General features: G+C 53.5%; 17 protein-coding genes and 3 tRNA genes. 9 read left to right on the plus strand and 11 right to left on the minus strand.

The features are described 5' to 3' along the window. Positions 1–324 precede the first annotated feature (324 nt). The gene (locus E0L21_RS18655) at positions 325–1,632 is read left to right on the plus strand and encodes an MFS transporter (protein WP_131412106.1); all 1,308 of its coding nucleotides are present in this window, start codon (positions 325–327) and stop codon (positions 1,630–1,632) included. Between the two features lie 108 nt (positions 1,633–1,740). Here E0L21_RS18655 and E0L21_RS18660 read toward each other — a convergent pair whose 3' ends face one another. Both E0L21_RS18660 and E0L21_RS18665 read right to left on the minus strand, forming a co-directional pair. Beyond that, on the minus strand, positions 1,741–2,919 hold the full coding sequence (locus E0L21_RS18660; RefSeq protein ID WP_131412108.1) for a dienelactone hydrolase family protein: 1,179 nt from the start codon (positions 2,917–2,919) through the stop codon (positions 1,741–1,743). Between the two features lie 304 nt (positions 2,920–3,223). After that, positions 3,224–3,299 (minus strand) — tRNA-Asn (locus E0L21_RS18665). A 6-nt stretch (positions 3,300–3,305) separates the two neighbouring features. On the opposite strand from E0L21_RS18665, the gene E0L21_RS25500 reads away from it, so the two are divergent. The 3 genes from E0L21_RS25500 (at position 3,306) to E0L21_RS18675 (ending at position 5,097) form a co-directional block, all read left to right on the plus strand. After that, positions 3,306–3,464 (plus strand): DUF5951 family protein, encoded by a 159-nt coding sequence (locus tag E0L21_RS25500; protein ID WP_380208403.1) that lies wholly within the window; start codon positions 3,306–3,308, stop codon positions 3,462–3,464. 27 nt (positions 3,465–3,491) lie between these two features. Further along, the gene (locus E0L21_RS18670; RefSeq protein ID WP_131412110.1) at positions 3,492–4,940 is read left to right on the plus strand and encodes an EmmdR/YeeO family multidrug/toxin efflux MATE transporter; all 1,449 of its coding nucleotides are present in this window, start codon (positions 3,492–3,494) and stop codon (positions 4,938–4,940) included. A gap of 81 nt (positions 4,941–5,021) precedes the next feature. Next, positions 5,022–5,097 (plus strand) — tRNA-Asn (locus E0L21_RS18675). 454 nt (positions 5,098–5,551) lie between these two features. Here the strand turns inward: E0L21_RS18675 and E0L21_RS18680 are convergent. From E0L21_RS18680 to E0L21_RS18705, 6 genes are all read right to left on the minus strand, one after another. Then, entirely contained in the window at positions 5,552–7,330 is a 1,779-nt protein-coding gene (locus E0L21_RS18680; RefSeq protein ID WP_131412112.1) for an aminopeptidase P family protein, read from the minus strand. A gap of 19 nt (positions 7,331–7,349) precedes the next feature. Beyond that, positions 7,350–8,804 carry an AMP nucleosidase gene (locus E0L21_RS18685; protein ID WP_131412114.1) on the minus strand — a complete coding sequence of 485 codons (1,455 nt, stop codon included), beginning with the start codon at positions 8,802–8,804 and terminating at the stop codon, positions 7,350–7,352. Positions 8,805–8,940: 136 nt separating this feature from the next. Beyond that, entirely contained in the window at positions 8,941–9,918 is a 978-nt protein-coding gene (gene acuI, locus E0L21_RS18690) for an acrylyl-CoA reductase (NADPH) (protein WP_131412116.1), read from the minus strand. Between the two features lie 79 nt (positions 9,919–9,997). After that, on the minus strand, positions 9,998–10,651 hold the full coding sequence (acuR, locus tag E0L21_RS18695; protein WP_131412118.1) for an acrylate utilization transcriptional regulator AcuR: 654 nt from the start codon (positions 10,649–10,651) through the stop codon (positions 9,998–10,000). Positions 10,652–10,797: 146 nt separating this feature from the next. Then, on the minus strand, positions 10,798–10,986 hold the full coding sequence (locus E0L21_RS18700; protein WP_131412120.1) for a YjfB family protein: 189 nt from the start codon (positions 10,984–10,986) through the stop codon (positions 10,798–10,800). 159 nt (positions 10,987–11,145) lie between these two features. Then, positions 11,146–11,634 (minus strand): GNAT family N-acetyltransferase, encoded by a 489-nt coding sequence (locus tag E0L21_RS18705; RefSeq protein ID WP_131412122.1) that lies wholly within the window; start codon positions 11,632–11,634, stop codon positions 11,146–11,148. A gap of 95 nt (positions 11,635–11,729) precedes the next feature. On the opposite strand from E0L21_RS18705, the gene E0L21_RS18710 reads away from it, so the two are divergent. Both E0L21_RS18710 and E0L21_RS18715 read left to right on the plus strand, forming a co-directional pair. Next, a complete protein-coding gene (locus tag E0L21_RS18710; RefSeq protein ID WP_131412124.1) occupies positions 11,730–12,677 on the plus strand; it encodes a LysR family transcriptional regulator in 948 nt (315 codons plus the stop codon). Between the two features lie 338 nt (positions 12,678–13,015). Continuing rightward, complete coding sequence (locus E0L21_RS18715) at positions 13,016–14,560, plus strand: methyl-accepting chemotaxis protein (protein WP_170312074.1); 1,545 nt, start codon at positions 13,016–13,018, stop codon at positions 14,558–14,560. 347 nt (positions 14,561–14,907) lie between these two features. Here the strand turns inward: E0L21_RS18715 and E0L21_RS18720 are convergent. Beyond that, a tRNA-Asn gene (locus E0L21_RS18720) sits at positions 14,908–14,983 on the minus strand. A gap of 330 nt (positions 14,984–15,313) precedes the next feature. Here E0L21_RS18720 and nac point away from each other — a divergent pair. Further along, positions 15,314–16,231: a nitrogen assimilation transcriptional regulator NAC gene (gene nac / locus E0L21_RS18725; RefSeq protein WP_131412128.1), complete on the plus strand. Its 918-nt coding sequence runs from the start codon at positions 15,314–15,316 to the stop codon at positions 16,229–16,231. A 104-nt stretch (positions 16,232–16,335) separates the two neighbouring features. Then, complete coding sequence (gene cbl, locus E0L21_RS18730) at positions 16,336–17,286, plus strand: HTH-type transcriptional regulator Cbl (RefSeq protein WP_131412130.1); 951 nt, start codon at positions 16,336–16,338, stop codon at positions 17,284–17,286. Between the two features lie 49 nt (positions 17,287–17,335). Here cbl and shiA read toward each other — a convergent pair whose 3' ends face one another. Both shiA and E0L21_RS18740 read right to left on the minus strand, forming a co-directional pair. Next, positions 17,336–18,661, minus strand: a complete 1,326-nt coding sequence (gene shiA / locus E0L21_RS18735; RefSeq protein WP_131412132.1) for a shikimate transporter — start codon at positions 18,659–18,661, stop codon at positions 17,336–17,338. Positions 18,662–19,012: 351 nt separating this feature from the next. Then, positions 19,013–19,558 carry a chorismate mutase gene (locus E0L21_RS18740; RefSeq protein ID WP_131412134.1) on the minus strand — a complete coding sequence of 182 codons (546 nt, stop codon included), beginning with the start codon at positions 19,556–19,558 and terminating at the stop codon, positions 19,013–19,015. Positions 19,559–19,861: 303 nt separating this feature from the next. Between E0L21_RS18740 and E0L21_RS18745 the strand changes: the two genes are divergently transcribed. After that, entirely contained in the window at positions 19,862–20,374 is a 513-nt protein-coding gene (locus E0L21_RS18745; protein ID WP_165501931.1) for a GNAT family N-acetyltransferase, read from the plus strand. The last annotated feature ends 18 nt before the right edge of the window (positions 20,375–20,392 follow it).

The following is a 20,392-nucleotide window of genomic DNA, read 5'->3' on the forward strand; positions in this document are numbered from 1 at the left end:
TCTAACGCAATGAATAACCAGCAGAATGATTATCAACATACGTTTAAGTGATGCGGTTCGCAACTGTCTGGAATCGGGCAAGCGGTAGTGGCGTAGCGGGGAAGCGATTAAGATAATTACCGGGATGGGGAAAGTACTTACTAATAGCCTCATTATTTATGCAGGATCAACTGATAGTGTGTTCCTGCAAATCCGCAAGCCATGGCAAACGGTCTATCCTGTTTCCTCAGGATCAGAGTCTTACCCACGTTATTAACCTTACCGGCGGGATTATGAGGCTGACACAAAGCGAAAAGCAAAATTTGCGGCAATAGGATGGGCAGTATGAAAATTGATGTGTTAATGCGCCTCGGACCCCGTTTCTTCTTATTACAGACGGGTACATCGCTGGGCATGGTTTCGGGGCATATTTTTCGCCTGGCCATGGCCTGGTGGTGCCTGCAAGCCACGCACTCGGCAGTCGCTTTTTCTTCACTGATTGCGATATCCGTGGCGGCAGAGATTTACCTTAAACCGTTTCTGTCGTCATTTGGCGATCACTTCCATCGAATCAAGTTTATTATCGGTTGCCAGTTCGCTGTTTTAGGGGTAATCGCGTTATTCTGCCTGGCAAGTTATCTGGGTTATTTCAACCTGGTGGCTATCACCTCGGGGCTGGTCGTGATGAGTGCTATCTCATCTGTGCGTGAACCGACAATTATGGGGTTAATTCCCGATCTCGTTGCAGAAGGGGAAGTAACGCAAGCCGTATCGCACCGCTCGACCATCAATTCCCTTATTATGTTGATAGGCCCAGTGATTGCGGCTTCGTTTATTTCGCTTTTTTCAGCAGGCGTCGCACTGTCTATTTCGGCGTTGTTTTATGTTTTGTCCTGCATTGCATTTGTTATTTTATTCTTTAAATATGATATTGACGCCATTTCAACGGGTGAAAAGGAGACCTGGTTTCATAAAACGAAAGGAGCATTTAAAGCGATTTATCATGTTAAATCCGAGTTTCATATTGCATTGGTCTCTTCTGTCATTAACTTTACAATGTTCCCTTTCTTTTCCGTGACGATACCATACTGGATTAGCTCTGAATTAAAGCTTCCCGCCAGCTATCTTGGCGCATTCGAATTCTCATTTGCTCTGGGGCTGATTGTTAGCAGTCTTTATATTAACGCCATTGTAAGAGAGTGGGTGGGGCGGCTCAATAATGTTTTATTCGGCTTTATCCTGTTGGGCTGTAGCGTTATGGCGATTGTATTGATGGGAAATATCTATATTTCTATTGTGCTGGCGTTCTTGTGCGGCATGTCGTTTATTTTTATTAATGTCAACCTCAGTACGCTGCGTTCAACGGCCACACCGCGGGATTACCGAACGAGAATGAGCGCTATGGCCGGCTTTTTATCCAGCCTGGCGAATCCTTTTGGCGTGTCCATTGCTGGCTGGTATATCAGTTTATTGGGCGTGGTTCCGTTTACCGTTATTTCCGCTGCCGTTGTGGTGTTCATTGCCCCCGTTATTTTATGTTCGTTTCATTTGCGTCAGGCTCTTTCACTTGATGAAGGTGAAATGAAAGGGTATTACGAGAAAACTTATCCGGCAGCATTTTATAAACATGGGTCACGCAAACAAGATGCATAAACGATATTCAATGGAAGCACTTTCGGGTTATGATCAGACACCGAATGGGTTGCTGTTCTGGCAACCCATGGTGAATGCGTTTTCTCTGCGACGGGGTTCTGTTCGAGTCTAAGGCGTCTTTTCGGTTACGACACGGTTATTAATGGCGTACACCGTGCATTTTGCTGCGCCCGGACGTTGCTCCTGTTGACAGATACTGAGCGCCGTTTTTGCGGCTTCATGGCTATTTCTGGCCCAGTACGCAGCGCCCCAGTCGCCGTCCTCGTCCGTGGCAAAGGCTTTTTCATAGCGTTGTGCTGCTGCATATTCTGAGAACGCCTTCTTCCCGGTGGCATTGAGTGCGGGCGGTGCAGCCAGCTGCGTTTTGGGTAGAGGCACAGCTTCGCTGACCGGTAAATGCTGCTGTTTTAGAAAGGCGGCCACCGTCTGCCACCAGAAACTCTCCGGCGCTGAATCCATAAAGACATGGCCGTTATTGCCGAAAGCGGGCATCGTGATGAATTGCGCCGTATGGTTTTCTTGCTGATAGGCATCGAACATCTCTTTGCCCATCGCTGGCGGGAAGGATTTATCATTTTTAGCATACAGCCACAGGGACGGGATCTGCGCTGTTTTCCCGTAACGTGCGTAAGCGTTCAGCAGACCGGCTCTATCGCAGAGTGATTTCCCGTCAATTGCGCCCCTTCCGCCGTCGAAATTGATCACTGCCTTAACGCCCGGTGGATTAGCCGCGCCAGTAGCAATCACCGCAAAACCGCCTGCGGACATCCCGGCGAGGATCGCGTTATCGGGTGCAGCCCACGGCAGGTGGCGCACGGCATTGAAAGCGGCAAGCAGGTTACGGGTGTCTTGCTCCCCGGCCTGCTGATGTAAAGGTTGCGCGCATGAGCCATCGGCATACTCCGCCGCACCGCTTGATTGCCCGTAGCCCTGGCGCAGAACCACAACTGCTGCATAACCGTGGCGCGCAAAGGCGATAGCCGTTGCGGCATAACGGTTCGGGTTGATTATCCAGCGATCAAATTCTGCAGTGCCAACGGTTCCATTAGTGATTAACACGATAGGCTGAGGCGTTTGGCTGGTCATGCGGGTCACAAACGCATCCAGCACGGCCGGCTGACCATTATCTAAGGTCACCGCAAGCAAAAGCGGTTCTCTTATCAGCCCGTCAATCTGTTGGTATTCCGGGGGATGCTCTACAACATCAGCATGGCCTGCAACAGTAAACAGGAGGAGTGCGGTGGCGAAAAGACGTTTTGCCAGGCGAGTCGTAAAACGGTTGCGCATGGTGGTTAACCCTGAAATGTTTGGCCTTGATAGACGCTGCGTGATTGGCGAGCAACTTTACCTGTCGTGCTGGTCACACGTTTTTGTCGTTCTGTCGCGCGGTATTGATTACGCATGTTGATAATTTCTGCAAGCAGTGAGCTCTGGATTAAGGTAAGTAAAAATTTTTCAATGGATTACGTTACAGATTCAGCGCGAGGTTGCGCAGGTGGCATGCGCTTTCTGGAAGGGGGAAAAACTTATCGCTCTGCTTAGCGGAGCGATAAAAGCAAAAAGCCTGCTTAAAAGCAGGCTTTTCTCAATCTGGCTCCTCTGACTGGACTCGAACCAGTGACATACGGATTAACAGTCCGCCGTTCTACCGACTGAACTACAGAGGAATCGTTGTGGAGGCTTATCTTAGCGGCGAAAAATCTTTTGTCAAACCTCATTTCTCGCAGGGTGTTTTGACTGCTGAATCCATCGACAATTTGAGCTCGTCATCATTGTTTTCTGCGGAAATGCTTTGCAGGATCAGGGTTTCTCCCCCATCATTTGAAATGTAATTTCACCTTTCGCGGCTAAGGACCAATTTGAACGTCGTTACTCCTCTTCGCCAGGCTGTTATGCGCACGCCGTGGTACAGAAAGCGTAAAAGCTACCGTGTTTTGTTCTGGCGAGAAATCACCCCCCTTGCCATACCTATCTTCCTCGAAAACACCTGTGTTCTGATGATGGGCGTGCTCAGCACCTTCCTCGTAAGCTGGCTGGGCAAAGAGGCGATGGCGGGGGTCGGGCTTGCCGATAGTTTTAACATGGTGGTGATGTCGTTTTTCGCGGCTATCGACCTGGGAACCACGGTGGTGGTGGCGTTCAGTCTCGGTAAGCTGGACGGCGAACGGGCGAGGGCGGCGACGCGTCAGTCGCTGGTGATCATGACTCTATTTTCGATTGTGCTGGCGGCGGTCATTCACTACTACGGTACGGGAATCATCGATTTTATCGCCGGGGCGGCAACGGCGGAAGTTAAAGCGCTGGCGCTGACCTACCTTGAGCTGACGGTCCTCAGCTATCCAGCCGCGGCTATTGCATTGATTGGCAGCGGTGCACTGCGCGGCGCGGGTAACACCAAAATCCCGCTGCTGATTAACGGTGGCATGAACATCCTTAATATTATTATCAGCAGCGTGCTGATCTATGGCCTTTTCGGCTGGAAAGGTATGGGTTTCGCCGGGGCTGGGCTGGGGCTGACCATTTCGCGTTATATTGGCGCGGTGGCGATTATCTGGGTACTAATGATTGGTTTTAACCCGGCACTGCGCATTCCGTTAAAAAGTTACTTCGAAAAGCTCAACTTCGGCATCATCTGGGAAGTGATGGGGATCGGTATTCCTGCCAGTATCGAATCGGTGTTGTTTAACGGCGGCAAGCTGCTGACGCAAATGTTCGTTGCCGGAATGGGCACCAACGTTATCGCCGGTAACTTTATCGCTTTTTCCGTGGCAGCGTTGATCAACCTGCCAGGTAATGCGCTGGGTTCCGCCTCTACGATTATCACTGGTAAGCGGTTGGGCAAAGGGCAGATAAGCCAGGCTGAGCGCCAGTTGCGCCATGTATTCTGGCTATCGACGCTGTTACTGACGATGCTTGCCTGGGGAACCGCACCGTTTGCCGGGCTTTTCGCCTCGTTTTACACCCAGGAAGACGATGTAAAAGAGGTGGTTAAAGTGCTTCTCTGGCTTAATGCGGCGTTTATGCCCATCTGGGCGGCGTCATGGGTTCTGCCAGCCGGACTAAAAGGCGCCCGCGACGCCCGTTTCGCCATGTGGGTGTCGATGCTTGGGATGTGGGGTTGTCGCGTTGTTGCCGGTTATACCCTGGGGATTATGCTCGGTATGGGGGTGGTTGGTGTCTGGCTCGGCATGTTCCTTGACTGGGCGGTGCGCGGTGCGCTTTTTTACTGGCGAATGGTTAGTGGGCGCTGGCTGTGGAAGTACCCGAAGCCGCAAAAAAGCACCATTTCTGCACAGAATGGAGAATAATTCGTCAAACGCGCCAAAATGTGAAAATCAGGCTTTGACAAGGGCCTGGGGCATCGCTAATATTCGCCCCGTTCACACGATTCCTCTGTAGTTCAGTCGGTAGAACGGCGGACTGTTAATCCGTATGTCACTGGTTCGAGTCCAGTCAGAGGAGCCAGATTTAGAAAAGCCTGCTTTTAAGCAGGCTTTTTGCTTTTCTGCGCTCTTACAGCCCGCGTTACTTTCCTGCCCGTCACAATGCGTTTTTGCGGAGCGTTTTTCCGGTAACAAGCAGAGATGCTGTTGCCCGCTTTAAACTCGTCGGCGTGAAAAGCCTGCACAAAGACGTTCTTATCGGTAGTGATTCGTCATGCCAAAAACGCTCGCCACTCCCAAGCAAATGGTTGGCAGAATATCTTTGCTCACGTCCTTAAATTGTCACCACGAAGGCACTATTTTTTCCGGAAGCCAAAAATAATCCACAGAATAAAAAGTATCGACACCGTAACGCTGAACACCATGCTTAGCAGTTCGAGCGTCGATAAGCTGGCAAAAAAAACGCTGAATAGTCATTACGCCTGCGCTGTTAAAATAAAAACCCGCCGCAGCGGGTTTGTGAATGAAACGGACACTTAGCTTGCCTGTACGCGCAGTGGCGCAGTGGCGGCAAACAGCCACGAGCGGGCGTCGTCATCAATCAGCGGTGACAACGTTTCGCGCACTCGCTGGTGATAGTCATCCAGCCACTGCTGCTCTTGTTCGCTCAGCAGGTTCCACTCCACCTGGTTTAAATCGATGGGGACAAGCGTCAGCGAAGCAAAGCGGCAGAATCCCGGCTGGCTTTCCACCACTTCCACCTGGTTTTCAATGCGAATGCCGTAGCTGTCCGCCAGATAGTAGCCCGGCTCGATGGTCATGATATTGCCCGCCGACAGCGGCCACGGGTTGACCTTTTTCGCAATGCGTTGCGGCTGCTCGTGGATCAGCAACTGATGACCAACGCCGTGCCCGGTGCCGTGGTCGAAATCCAGCCCTAAGTCCCACAGCGCGCGGCGAGCAAAGGCATCCAACTGGTGCCCGTGCGTGCCGGCAGGAAATTGCAGAGTAAGCATCGACAAAAAGCCTTTCAGCACGGCGGTGTAGTGCAGCCGCTGCTGGGCATTGAGTGCGCCAAACGACAGCGTACGCGTCGTGTCAGTGGTGCCGTTATGGTACTGGCCGCCGGAATCATTCAAATAGAAGTTAGCGCGGGTGATGGCTTTGTTCGTTTTTTCGCTGCTGTGGTAATGGCACATCGCTGCGTTGCTGGCGGAGGCTGAAATGGTACTGAAGCTCTGTTCAATAAAGCCGGGTTGCTGTTGGCGGAAGGCCAGTTGCTTTTGCTGTGCTTCCAGTTCGGTCACCGGGTTACCCGCCGCTTCGCGCGCTGGCACTTCACGCGCTAACCAGGCGAGGAAATTCACCCACGCTGCGCCATCCTGCTGATGGCTTTCGCGGTAGCCTGCCAGTTCAGTCGCGTTTTTATGCGCTTTGATAAAGGTAATGGGATCGGCGCTCCACAGCACTTCGCCACCCTGTTGTTCAATGGCGAAACGCAGCGCCACCGGCGCGAAGTCGCCATCAAGCAGGATGCGTTTTCCGGCGGCGATTTGCTGGCAACGCGGCAGGAAGTCCTCGAAATCGTGCAGTGTCAGCGTTGAGGTCAGTTGCGTTGATAAACCGGCGGTTTTCTGCGGGTTAACAAACCATTCGACCTCTCCCTCGCGGCTGAGCAGGGAGAATGAATGCACCACCGGGTTCATTGCAATGTCCGAACCGCGAATGTTCAGCAGCCAGGCGATGTTATCCGGTAGCGTGATTGCCAGGTAATCAGCCCCTTTTTCCGCCAGCACCTGCGCGATGCGCGTGCGCTTATCGGCGCTGCTTTCACCGCTGATCTCCAGCGGCATTTCACGAATCACACCACACGGTGCCGCCGGGCGATCGGCCCAGATCGCATCGAACGGATCGCTATCCAGGGCGACCAGTTCACAATGCGTGGCGTTCAGCGCCTGAAACTGGTTGTTGACCATCAGCAGCGGCTCAAAGCCGATGCGGCTGCCGGCAGATAGCGAGGCGTTTAACCACTGGTCCAGCGGCTCGTTGTGCAGATGGTGGATCTCGAAATCATGGCGATTCACTTCGCTGCGCACCTGCACCTGATAGCGGCCATCCACGAACAGCAGCGCCTTATCACGCAGCACCAGTGCCAGCCCGGCAGAACCGGTAAAGCCGGTGAGCCACTGGAGTTTATTGTCATGCGGCGCGCAATCTTCGCTCTGGTGCGCGTCGGCGCGCGGAACAATCATGCCGTCAAGCTCCAGCGCGACCAACTGATCGCGTAACGCTTGTAACGGTGAAGGGGTTTGCATGGTTAATCCTTTTTAATTGTTATCTGAATGGCGGTTCGTTAAAGGTGCGTAATTTACGCGAGTGCAGGCGGTCGCCCTCGGCGCGGAGCAGGTCGATGGCGCGGATGCCAATTTGCAAATGCTCGGAAATCGCCCCTTCGTAAAAACGGTTGGCCTGGCCGGGGAGTTTGATCTCGCCATGGAGCGGTTTATCCGAAACACAGAGCAGAGTGCCATACGGTACGCGAAAGCGATAACCCTGCGCGGCAATAGTGGCGCTTTCCATATCTATCGCCACCGCGCGGCTTAAGTTAAAGCGCAGTGAGGAGGCGGAATAACGCAGTTCCCAGTTGCGATCGTCGGTGGTCACCACCGTGCCGGTACGCAACCGCTGTTTGACTTCCTCACCCGGCATGTCGCTCACTTCTTTGGTGGCGTCGTACAGCGCACGTTGCACTTCGGCGATGCTCGGGATCGGAATATCCGGCGGCAGCACGGCGTCCAGCACATGGTCGTCACGCAGATAAGCATGCGCCAGCACGTAATCGCCAATCGACTGGCTTTCACGCAGGCCGCCGCAGTGGCCAATCATCAGCCAGACATCCGGGCGCAGCACGGCCAGATGATCGCAAATCGTTTTCGCATTTGACGGGCCAACACCAATATTAATCAGCGTAATGCCCTGGCCGTCGGCGGTGACCAGGTGCCAGGCCGGCATCTGGTGTTTTTTCCACGCCAGGTCGGAAATGGCTTGCTCCGGCGCTTCGGTATCGGCAGTGATCCAGTTACCACCTGCGCAGGAGAGCGCGACGTACGGGCTATCTGGGTTGAGGATCTCGCTGCAGGCCCAGCGCACAAACTCATCGACATAACGCGTGTAGTTGGTGAACAGCACAAACGGCTGGAAATGTTCAACCGGCGTGCCGGTGTAGTGGCGCAGCCGCGCCAGCGAGAAATCCACGCGGCGCGCATCAAAATGGGAAAGCGGGTAAAGCTCGGTCGGGTGGAACAAGCCATCGGCGGTCTCATCGCCAATCTGCGCCAGTTCGGTAGTGGGGAAGTGGCGCGTTAAGCCGGCGCTCATTGATCTGTCCAGTGTCAGCTCCGAACCGTCAATCACGTAGGGGTACGGGATTTCATGGGCGGATAACCCCACCTCGATATGTGCGCCGTAGTCCTGGCACAGCAGTGTTAATTGTTCGAGTAAATAGGGACGAAACAGCGAAGGGCGGGTGATGGTGGTGGTGTAACAGCCCGAATGGGTGAAGCGGGCGTAGGCGCGGGTTTTCGGTGGGTTCGTCGCGCTACCATTCCAGCTTACGGATAACTGCGGATAGACAAATAACCCTTGTGCGCGGGCTTCGGTATCGGGAAGCTGACCGTCGTCGATATAGCGAGCGATCGCCTGACGAAGGGCTTCAACGGAACGATCATACAGCGCTTCAAGTTGATCCAGCGCTTGCTCCGGGGTCAGATTTGCACCCTTATTATTCATCTTTATCTCCTTATCTGCTCTACGGCTGTAGCCGATAGTATGTCACAGGAATGTGAAACGAAAGCAATGCGCAACGGGATTCGGAGGAAACGGATGAGGGAAGGATCCGGCGCGACGGCGCACGCCGGAAAGCAGGTTAGCCGCTGATTTTCACCAGCGTACGGCCCTGGATTTTATTACTCAGAAAATCGGCGGCGATTGCCGGAGCCTGTTCCAGCGCAATTTCGGTTGCGGCCTGCTGGTAGTAACTTTCTGGCAACGTGCGTGCGAGATTTTCCCACACGGCACCGCGCTGCGCGGTGGGCACCATCACGGAATCCACGCCCTGCAAACGGACGTTTCGCAGAATAAACGGCATGACGGTGGTCGGCAGCTCGAAACCGCCAGCCAGACCGCATGCGGCAACGCAGCCACCATAGTTAGTCTGTGCCAGCACTTTTGCCAGCACGTGGTTGCCAACGGTATCAATCGCACCGGCCCACAGCTGTTTTTCCAGCGGGCGGGTCTGTTCAAAATCGCTGCGCGGCAGGATCTCATCAGCACCTAAATTACGCAGAAAATCATGGGTCGATTCACGCCCGGTCACGGCGGCAACGGTGTAGCCCAGCGCCTTCAGCAGCACGACAGCGGTGCTGCCCACGCCGCCGCTGGCACCGGTGACCAGCACAGTGCCATCCTGCGGTTTAATCCCGGCCTCTTGCAGCGCCATTACGCACAGCATCGCCGTAAAACCTGCGGTGCCGATGATCATCGCATTACGCGCACTTAAGCTTTCCGGCAGGGCAACCAGCCAGTCACCTTTTACGCAGGCCTGGGCGGCAAGCCCACCCCAGTGATTTTCGCCCACGCCCCAGCCGGTGAGGATCACGGCCTGGCCGGGAACAAAGCGCGCATCGCGGCTTTCGCTCACGCGGCCGCAAAAATCAATGCCTGGCACCATGGGGAACTGGCGAATGATTTTGCCTTTACCGGTGATAGCCAGCGCGTCTTTGTAGTTAAGGCTGGACCAGTCAATATCGACCCGAACGTCGCCCTCGCCCAGTGCAGGCAGGGCGATCTCTTTCACTTCCGCCAGGGTTTTATTCTCATTCTGTTCCAGAACTAATGCTTTCATGACTGCGTTTTCCTCGTCGGATGAGGTGTGTTTTCGGCGTTTTGCCGTCCTGTGCAGATGCTCCATCCCCTGTCATGCTTCACGCTGCAGGGGCAGTTGTTATGCTGTGGCGAAAGAATTCCCAGTACTGATCCAGCGGTTTGACGGAGCGGAACAGCTTGGCGCGCATCACTGCGCCTTCCCAGCCGGACCAGAACACACTGGCCAGTTCATGGCTGGCAGCGTCTTGCGGCAATTCGCCGCAGGATTTTGCTTCATCCAGACACGTTGCGACGCGCGTTTCCCAGTCGGCGAGGATGGCTTTCAGGCGCGCCGGGAAGACTTCCGGTAAAAGTGGCGTTTCCTGCAACAGGTTGCCCACCAGACAACCACGGCGGAAAGCGTATTTCGCCATTCCCAGGCCAGCATGGTGCACAAAAGCCGCCATGCGTTGCAGCGGGGAGAGTTGGGTATCCGTTAAAAATTTATCCAGTTTATGGGCGAAAAAGTCGCCATAGGCAGCCAGCACCGCCATGCCAAACTCCTGCTTACTTTTAAAGCAGTGATAGAACGAGCCTTTAGGAACTGCGATATTTTTGATCACCGCGTCAATGCCCGCCGACAGATAGCCAGTTTCCGTTAGCACCTCAAGACCCGAGCGGATCAGCTCCTGGCGGGTATCGGTAAAGTCGCGCTCGACTTTCGGCGGCCGCCCACGGCGGGGTTTTTGCAGTGCTGCTGTTTCGCCATTCATAATTTAGACCGATAGGTTTTAATTCGGCAGAGGCTACGCCGATTTAACATCCCAGGCAAGTGAAGAAACAAAAAAGCCCGCACGAAGCGGGCTTGCAAGCGTTGCCGGTTGGCGCTGTTACCACAAACGTCAGCCAGCAAACCGGACTATGCGGTGGTATTAATATTACGACCGATTGCCGGGTTGGAAGGTAACTGCGGGATCTGCTGAATCAAGTCGCTGGCGATCGATTTCTGTGTATCAAGCGCTTTTTTCAGCACCAGCGTATTGACTTGATTATCAAGCTGATAAGAGTCAAGGCTGCTGGCTAATGATGCAATTTGTATCGGATCCATGCTGTAAATCCTTTATTGTAGAAAAAACAACCAGAGAACAGCTATAAGTATAACTGCACAGTTTTTATCGGCAGCAAGTGCCGGATCTTTAAGCGAGGCGTGAGACGAACCCAATGAACGGTAAGCAAAAACCCGCCGTGGCGGGTTGACGAGGAAAGATTAAGCGCGGGGGCTTTCGGCGAATTTCAGCAGGGCTTCGCCATCCAGACGGTAACGCACCCATTCACTTTGCGCTCGCGCGCCGATGCTCTGGTAAAAATCGATGGCGGGTTGGTTCCAGTCGAGCACACTCCATTCCAGCCGTCCGCAGCGACGCTCAACGGCGTACTGCGCAATCTTTTGCAGCATCGCTTTTCCTGCACCGTTACCGCGAAAATCGGGCGAAACGTAGAGGTCTTCCATATAAATGCCGTTGCGGCCAAGCCAGGTCGAATAACTGGTAAAGAAAACTGCATAACCCACGGTTTTACCTTCGATTTCACAGATTAAGGCTTCCGTTTTACTCTCTGCACCAAACAGGGTTTCGCGGATCTCATCCGCAGTGGTGATCACTTCTTCAGGCGCTTTTTCATACACCGCCAGTTCATAAATCATCTCAAAAATGGCGTTTGCGTCTGTCGGGCGTGCTGGGCGGATGGTGATGCTCATTGCTTTTCCTGTTGTTTTACCGGGCGTTCAAAATTGATGGCCGCAAGCATAAGCGGTATTGTGCAAAGAATTAAGTGCAATGAAATCACCGGTCGATGAATATTATGCATCCAACGTTACGGCGTCTTGATTTAAACCTGTTACCTGTTTTCGACGCGATCTATCGCCATCGCTCTGTGCGCCAGGCGGCGGAAGAGTTGGCGATGAGCACCTCGGCGCTGAGTCACGCGCTTTCAAGGTTACGTGTGACGCTCAATGACCCGCTATTTTACCGGGAAGGGCACTTTATGTGTCCAAGCGTCTATGCCACTCAACTGGCGCCCGCCATCGCTTCGGCATTAGCACATCTCAACCACGAGCTCACCCCACAAGCGGAATTTAATCCCACGACGACAACAGACTGTTTGCAGGTTGCGATCACTGATTTCACCGCGTTTGGTATTTTTCCCGCGCTAATGGCTGAATTGCAGCATACGGCTCCCGGTCTGCGTTTCGAATTTCGCTATTTGCCTCATCGTCCGGCGCTCAATGAACTGCTGGCAGGAGAAGTGGATTTTGCGCTGGGGTTTAGCGCGCCGCAGGATATTCGCCACGCGGAGCTCGACGAGATCGGCTGGTTTGCAGATGAATATGTCGTTATCAGCAATCAACTCAGGCAACAATTAACGCTGGAAGATTACCTTGCCGCGCGCCACCTGGTGGTGACGCCGTGGAATGAGGACAAAGGCGTGCTGGATAGTGAACTTGAACGCCTGGGCTATACGCGGCAGGTGGCAATAAAAACGCCCTCGATGCTCAGCGCGCCTTTTATTATCGCCAATAGCGATCTGCTGATGGCGCTTCCGCGTTCGGCCGCGGAGACATTGAAGCAGTCGGCCAAAATCACCATTTTTGCGCTGCCTTTTGCGGTTCCCCCGTTTGAGGTGAAGATTTATTCCCATAAACGCAGCGGCAAGCGAGGGGCGGCACAGTGGTTGCAGAAGATGTTGAAAAAACTGTCGCATACGCAAGCTCAGCGCAACACGTCAAAAGCCTGCTCGTAAGCCCGTTTCTGAGCAGGCCGCACAAAAACGGTGATGACCCATCAGCTAATGCTGCGGGATTGCCGAAACCCTCCCTGTGGCGCCTTCGCGCGCGAGTGTGACCGCGTTCTTATTTATGAATAAGACTTTCGTCGGATGAATTAATCCGGCGAAAAATAACACTTTATTTATTAGATGGTTACTTTCTTTTAACCTAAAAACAATTAAGTTGGAAAAAATATACAACTTCTATCGATTAACTCGTTTTTTTTTATTTCCGATATAGGGATAAGGCGCGGTTCGAACTCCCGAAGCCGATGCTGTACCCGCCATATAAAACAACAATAGGTACTCATGCCATGAAACTATCCCTCGCGCAAAAACTTTGGCTCCCTCTCATCGTGGCACTGGTATGCCTTGCCGGAACACTGCTCTACAGCTCTTTTACGGTCAAAGAAGACCAACTGGCACTGCGGAAAAACGAGTTGCAGCATGTTTCTCAACTGGCGCTCAGTATCGTAAAAACGCAGGCCGCGCTGGCTGACAAAGGGGCAATCACCCAACAGGAAGCGCAGCAGCGCGCAACCCAATTAATTAAAGATTTACGCTATGGGGAGGCGGGATACTTCACCATTCTGAATACCCAGGCGCAGGTGATTATGCATCCGATCAACGCCAAGCTAATTGGCCAGGGACCGGAGGTTATAGATGCGAATGGCGTTTATATCTTCAGAGATATGGTTGCGGTTACTCGTAATAATGAGGGGGGGTTTACCGCTTACGTTTTTCCACGCCCTGGCGATACGCAAGCTCAGCCGAAGATCGCTTACAGCATTCCATGGACGCCCTGGGGATGGATAATTACCACCGGTCTTTATGTGGATGATATCGACGCGGCATTCCGGGTTTCGCTCTACCAGAACCTGATTGAGTTTGTGGCTATCAGTATTCTGTTGTCGGTCATCGTCTATCTCATCAACCGGGGAACATTGCTGGCGCTTGGGGGCGAACCCCGCTATGCCGTTGATGTTGCCGCGCGGATTGCTGCCGGGGATCTTTCGCAGACGGTGGATAAAAAAGCCGGGGACAGCTCAAGCCTGATCCATGAAATGGGTGTGATGCGCGAGCAACTGACCGCCGTGATTAAAGACATCCGTGAAGGGGCGGAGATAATCAACACCAGCACGCATGATATTGTCGCCGGAAATCAACAGATTGCCTCGCATTCTGAGCAGCAGGCGGTGTCGCTGGAACGTACTTCTTCCAGCATGGAACAGATCACCGCCGCCGTGAAACAAAACGCGGAGAACGCCGGGCAGGCACGTCATCTGGCGAGTGAAGCCGTGGACATTGCCTCGCGCGGCGGGGTGGTAATGCAGAGTATGAATGAAACCATGAACGGTATTTCCGAAAGCGCCGGGAAAATCGCGAGCATTATTGAGGTGGTCAATGGCATCGCGTTTCAGACCAACATTCTGGCGCTGAATGCGGCAGTTGAAGCGGCCAGAGCGGGTGAACAGGGCAGAGGGTTTGCGGTGGTTGCGGGTGAAGTGCGCAGCTTGTCACTACGCAGTTCGCAGGCGGCGCAGGAAATTAAAGGGCTGGTGGAAGAGTCTGTCACGCGGGTTAACAACGGCTCGTCACAAATCAAAGTTGCCGGGAGCAGTATCGACGAGATGATTGTAGCGGTGCGACGTGTGTCGGACATCATGTCGGAAATATCTGTCGCGACCGAGGAGCAGAGCAAAGGCATCAGCCATGTTAACGAAGCGATTGTGCAAATTGATGCAGTCACTCAGCAGAACACCTCGCTGGTTCAGCATGCGGTATCAGCGGCCAGTGCGCTGGAAGAGCAGACCCGTCGGCTGACGCAAACCGTGGCCTTTTTTAATACCGGCAGGTAATGGCCGCAACATCACGCTTATGGGCCTGTCGATGACAGGCCCATTTATTCTTATCCCAGCCAGCAACGCCATTGCAGACAAACCACAACCCGTAACCAGGTTGATTTATCTTCACTTTCACTGCGATGAAAACCTTTATGCCTGAATCAAGGTAAGCGTTAGCCTTGAGCGAGACAATGCGCTGACCAGGAATGCCAGAACCCTTAGAGGGGGAAACTGCGTCTGCGTCGGGGACGCAAGCGTTCAGCTATCAAAGCAATGTTTTGTCTGAATGAAAGGTGAGTGGTGTATTGCGTGCAGTCGGCAGAAAAGCAAAAAGCCTGCTTAAAAGCAGGCTTTTCTAAATTTGGCTCCTCTGACTGGACTCGAACCAGTGACATACGGATTAACAGTCCGCCGTTCTACCGACTGAACTACAGAGGAATCGTGTGAACGGGGCGAATATTAGCGATGCCCCATGCCCTTGTCAAAGGGTGGATCGTTCTGCCGCGATCGTTTGCCGACTATTTCAGCAATCTGTTGCCGGGATAAGCACTTAAACGCGCATTTGCACCAAAACTGTGCAATGCATCTTTCATGGGGCATCACCCGAACCACTGTTTCAGTAATAATTACCCCGGTTGTAATTAGAATCTCTTATTATCCAGCCTGTTAGCACCTTTCATTTAGCCTAACTAAAACTGGCAAGCATATTGCAACTCCTTCGACTACATCACATCCAGCGTTGGCACTGGTATCCGTACAGGAGGCAAAATGAACTTAAGACGACTGAAATACTTCGTAAAAATCGTCGATATTGGAAGCCTGACTCAGGCAGCCGAAGTATTACATATTGCGCAGCCCGCGCTGAGCCAGCAGGTTGCCACTCTGGAAGGCGAACTGGATCAGCAATTACTCATTCGCACCAAACGCGGCGTAACGCCGACGGAGGCGGGCAAAATCCTCTACACCCACGCCCGGACGATTTTGCGTCAGTGCGAACAGGCGCAACTGGCGGTAAACAATGTCGGTCAATGCCTGCGGGGACAAGTCTCCATTGGCCTGGCACCGGGCACTGCCGCTTCTTCCGTCACCATGCCGCTGTTGCAGGCTGTGCGTACAGAGTTGCCGGAAGTCATGGTCTATCTGCATGAAAATAGCGGCACAACGTTGAACGATAAATTGCTCAGCGGGCAACTGGATATGGCCGTGCTGTATGAACGCGCGCCTGGCGCGGGGATTAACAGCCTGCCGCTGCTAAAAGAAGATTTGTATCTGGTGGGAACGCGCGACTGCCCGGGCCAGAGCGTCGATCTGACGGCGGTTGCTGATATGAACCTTTTCCTGCCGCGCGACTACAGCGCTGTTCGCTTGCGTGTTGATGAAGCGTTTTCGCTGCGTCGATTGACCGCGAAAATCATTGGCGAAATTGAGTCGATCGCCACGCTGACAGCGGCGATTGCCAGCGGAATGGGGGTGACGGTGCTACCGGAGTCTGCCGCTCGTTCGCTGTGCGCCGCGACCAACGGCTGGATGGCGCGTATCACCACGCCTTCGATGAACTTATCATTGTCGTTAAACGTTTCCGCGCGCGGTACGCTCTCGCCGCAGGCACAAGCGGTGAAAGATATTTTAATGTCTTTAGTCAGCCGCCCGGCGATGGAAAGCCATGAGTTGCAGCTGGTGAGTTAATCATTATTCCTTAATGGAATAAGATGCTGGTTTTTATTATTTGTTCTGCCTGGCCGCAGACTTTAACAATAACGTCATGTCTGACAGGCCAGGAGCAGCGAAGGGTGAATTTCCAGCAACTCAAAATTATCCGCGAGGCGGCGCGGCGGGATTACAACCTGACCGAAGTCGCCAACATGCTTTACACATCACAATCCGGCGTGAGCCGCCATATCCGGGAGCTTGAAGAAGAGCTGGGGATTGAGATCTTTATCCGTCGCGGCAAGCGTTTGTTGGGCATGACGGAACCCGGTAAAGCGCTGCTGGTGATTGCCGAGCGCATCCTTAACGAGGCGAGCAATGTGCGCAGGCTCGCCGATCTTTTTACCAATGACACTTCTGGCGTGCTGACCATTGCCACGACGCATACGCAGGCGCGCTACAGTTTGCCATCGGTGATTAAAGCTTTTCGCGCGCTGTTCCCGGACGTGCGGCTGGAGTTAATTCAGGGCACTCCGCAAGAAATTGAATCACTGTTACATAACGGTGGCGCAGACATCGGCATTGCCAGTGAACGCTTAAGCAATGACAACTCACTCGCGGCTTTCCCGTGGTTTCGCTGGCATCACAGTTTACTGGTGCCGTCGGATCACCCGTTGGCGCAATCCTCACCGCTGACGCTCGAAGATATCAGCCGCTGGCCGCTTATCACTTATCGCCAGGGGATCACCGGGCGTTCGCGCATTGATGAAGCGTTTGGCCGCAGAGGGTTAATTCCGGATGTGGTGCTGAGCGCGCAGGATTCCGATGTTATCAAAACCTATGTCGAGCTGGGGTTGGGCGTCGGGCTGGTGGCGGAGCAATCGGGCGGTGAAAACGAAGAGGGCAAACTGGTGCGGCTGGATACACAGCATCTGTTTGATGCAAATACCGTCTGGTTAGGGTTAAAACGTGGCCAGTTACAACGAAATTATGTCTGGCGCTTTATTGAGCTGTGTAATGCCGGACTGTCGGTGGAAGATATCAAACGCCAGGTGATGGAGCCGGACGAAGCGGCCATCGATTACCAGATTTAGCGATAGACTAAACAACGAAACAAAGCCTCCGCATTTGGAGGCTTTGTTTTTATTGATGTGTGTGCGGCGGTGTTTTCATCAGCGTTGCTGTCAGGGCGGAGAGCAGGCAGCCCGCCAGCAGATAAATGGCGACGGCATGCCACTCGCCGCCAGAAAAGTTCAGCAATGCGGCGGCAATAAAGGGCGTAAAACCACCGCCGACCACGCTGGCGACCTGGTAACCGACACCCGCGCCGCTGTAACGATAGCCGGCGCCGAACATTTCGGTGAACATCGGCTGTTGTACACAAACCACCATATCGTGGGCAATATTGGCCAGCAATAAAGAGAAGATCACCACGCCGGCAATGGAGCGTGCTTCCAGCGCCATAAAGAACGGGAACGCGCTCAGCGCGCCGAGTAATGCGCCGGTGATGTAGATGCGCCGTCGTCCATAACGATCCGCCATCCAGGCGAATAGCGGAATGGTCAGGCAACTTATTCCGCCGACCAGCAAGCCGATATTAAGGAACAGTTCACGCGGTAAACCCAGATTTTGCGTGGAGTAGTTCAGCGCAAACGCGGTGACGATATACATGGTCAACAGTTCGCACAGGCGCAAGGCGATTATTTTCAAAAACGCGCCCGGATGGCGCAACAGCGCTTCAAACACCGGCGGGCGTTTTTTTGTCTGCTCCGGCTGTTGCGTTTGCGCACGTTCAAACTCAGCAGATTCTGCCATGCCGTTTCGCACCCACAGCGCGCCAAGCACCAGCACGATGCTGAACAAGAAAGGCAGACGCCAGCCCCAACTCAGAAACTGCTCGTTAGTGGTCAGGCTGCTGATGAGCGACACAAGACCCGTGGAGAGCAACAACCCGACGCCATACCCGACCTGAACGCCGCTGCTGTAAAAGGCTTTTTTCCCGGAGGGCGCGCTTTCTACAGCCAGTAACGCCGCACCGCCCCATTCGCCGCCAACGGCGAAACCCTGGATTGCGCGCAGGATGACCAATAACGCCGGAGCCCACCAGCCGATGGTGGCAAAGGAGGGCAGAATGCCAATACAGGCAGTGGCGATGCCCATCATCCAGACTGTCGTCATTAGCATTCGCTTACGACCGAGTCGATCGCCAAAATGACCAAAAACAATGCCGCCGAGCGGGCGGAATAAAAACCCAACGCCGAAAGTGGCGAAGGCGGCAAGTGTGCCCATCGCCGGGTCAATCTGCGGGAAAAATTCGCTGTTAAACACCAGCGCGGCGGTGATGCCATAAAGTAAAAAATCGAACCAGTCGACCACTGCGCCAGCGAAGCTGCCCCAGGCCGCACGGCGGGCGCGATTCAGTGGTGGTGCCTCTTCATCGGGGCGGGTTGTGATGAGCGTGGAGTCCATAGTTGTTCTGTCCGTTCCTCAAAATTGCAAAATTTTCTAGTTTTAATAGGGAGAAAAGGTTACTCACATCGTACGCAGCCAAAAAAAGCCGCTATTGAGACTACAGCGACAGCGGACAGGTGAAAACTCTTTTGCAGAGCGGGCGGCATGAAAGGGGGAATTTAACTCAGGTGGCGTTAATGCACAGAAGATTATTCGGTTATTGAATGATTTGCGTGAGTGGCATTCGGTCGGTCGATGTTAAACCGCAGGCCCCATCCATATGCCGCTATCTTCTTGCCGGATGCCCGGCCTGTCATGCGCACTGGCAGGCCGGGTATGGGGATTTTTCATCGCGTACGGTATTGATGGCTAACGTGTGCGATGAATAAGGCGTAAAGCAGAAAGGAGGTTGTTTTTATCCGCTTCGCTAAGATTCGGAGCCATAATTTGTGCCGACAGCCATGCGGTGTCTGTTTCAGTGAAAGAGCCGGTGAGCAGCCGCTGGCTGATGGCGGTGAGCAACTGGCTATCCAGTTGATTTATCTGTTGCCGGGTTGCGTCCAGACTTCTGACAGTGCTGTTAGCATCCGGTGTGGCCAGCCAGTCGGCCAGATAGCGATACTGAACGGCCTTGCTGGCGCTCATCAACGCGCGGAAAAAAGGCTCCACGGAGCGGGGATCCAGACCCGCATCCTGGGCATTTTTCACTGCTTCTGTCAGCACTTTTTGTTCCCGCGCCACATCTTCCACAGGTGAATGATGCTGTGCCTTGTAACTGGCCACGTCTTTCATTATCAGCATGCGTTCATTGAGTGCAGATGAAAGTGTGCTGAGCGATACCGACGCGACAGAACCTGCAAAAACATTGCCGCACATAAACAGTGATGAAAGGAAAACAACCGCAGACTGGAACATCAACTTACCCTCCTGTCAAAACCCAAAAAAAAGCCGTTCTCGGGAAAGAACGGCGAATCGACCATCACGGCTAAAATCACTAACACGGTTCATATTCTATTAGTTACGTTAATGAATTATTTCGTAACGGTCGTTTTATGTAAGTAAATGAAACGATGTAAATAAGGTACAAAGAGTGAGGGCGCTGCGTGAAATGGTGCTGGCGCATTCAGGATGTACAATACGTGGCGCGAGACAGTGCGGGAATGCCTGAAGCTGTCGTGTCGATCAGGCTTAACGCTTGTTACCATTGGGAACATTCAGATGACAGATATCACAATCAGACCCGCGCGAAGCGAGCACCTGGCGGCGTTAAGGGCCATTGAATTGGCATCGTTTGAAACGCTGCGCGAGGCGGGAGCGGTGACCGGATCTCCTGTCGCTAGCAGCCTGGAAGATTTGCGCGAGCTATGCAGGGAAGGGGTATTACTCGTTGCTTTCGCGCCGGACGATATCCCTGTTGGGTTTGCCGGAGCCGTGATTACGGAAAACTGGCTGCACATTGCCGAAGCGGATGTTCACCCGAACTGGCAGCGGCAGGGAATTGGCCGACGCTTGATGCATTCGCTTCTGTCGGAAGGTAAAGCGCGCGGTTTATACGGTGCTTCGTTAACAACCGATCGTGATGCGCCCTTCAACGCACCTTTTTACGCCTCGCTGGGTTTTGACATTGTTGAAGGCAACGCCATTTCGCACCGGTTGAACGCGGTGCTTACCGCGGAAACCCGCATTGGGCTTGATCCGAAACGCCGCGTAGCGATGCAATTATTGTATTGAAATCAATGGCCGCGTTTT

Source organism: Kosakonia quasisacchari, assembly GCF_004331415.1.
In the GTDB taxonomy this organism is placed as follows: Bacteria; Pseudomonadota; Gammaproteobacteria; order Enterobacterales; family Enterobacteriaceae; genus Kosakonia; species Kosakonia quasisacchari.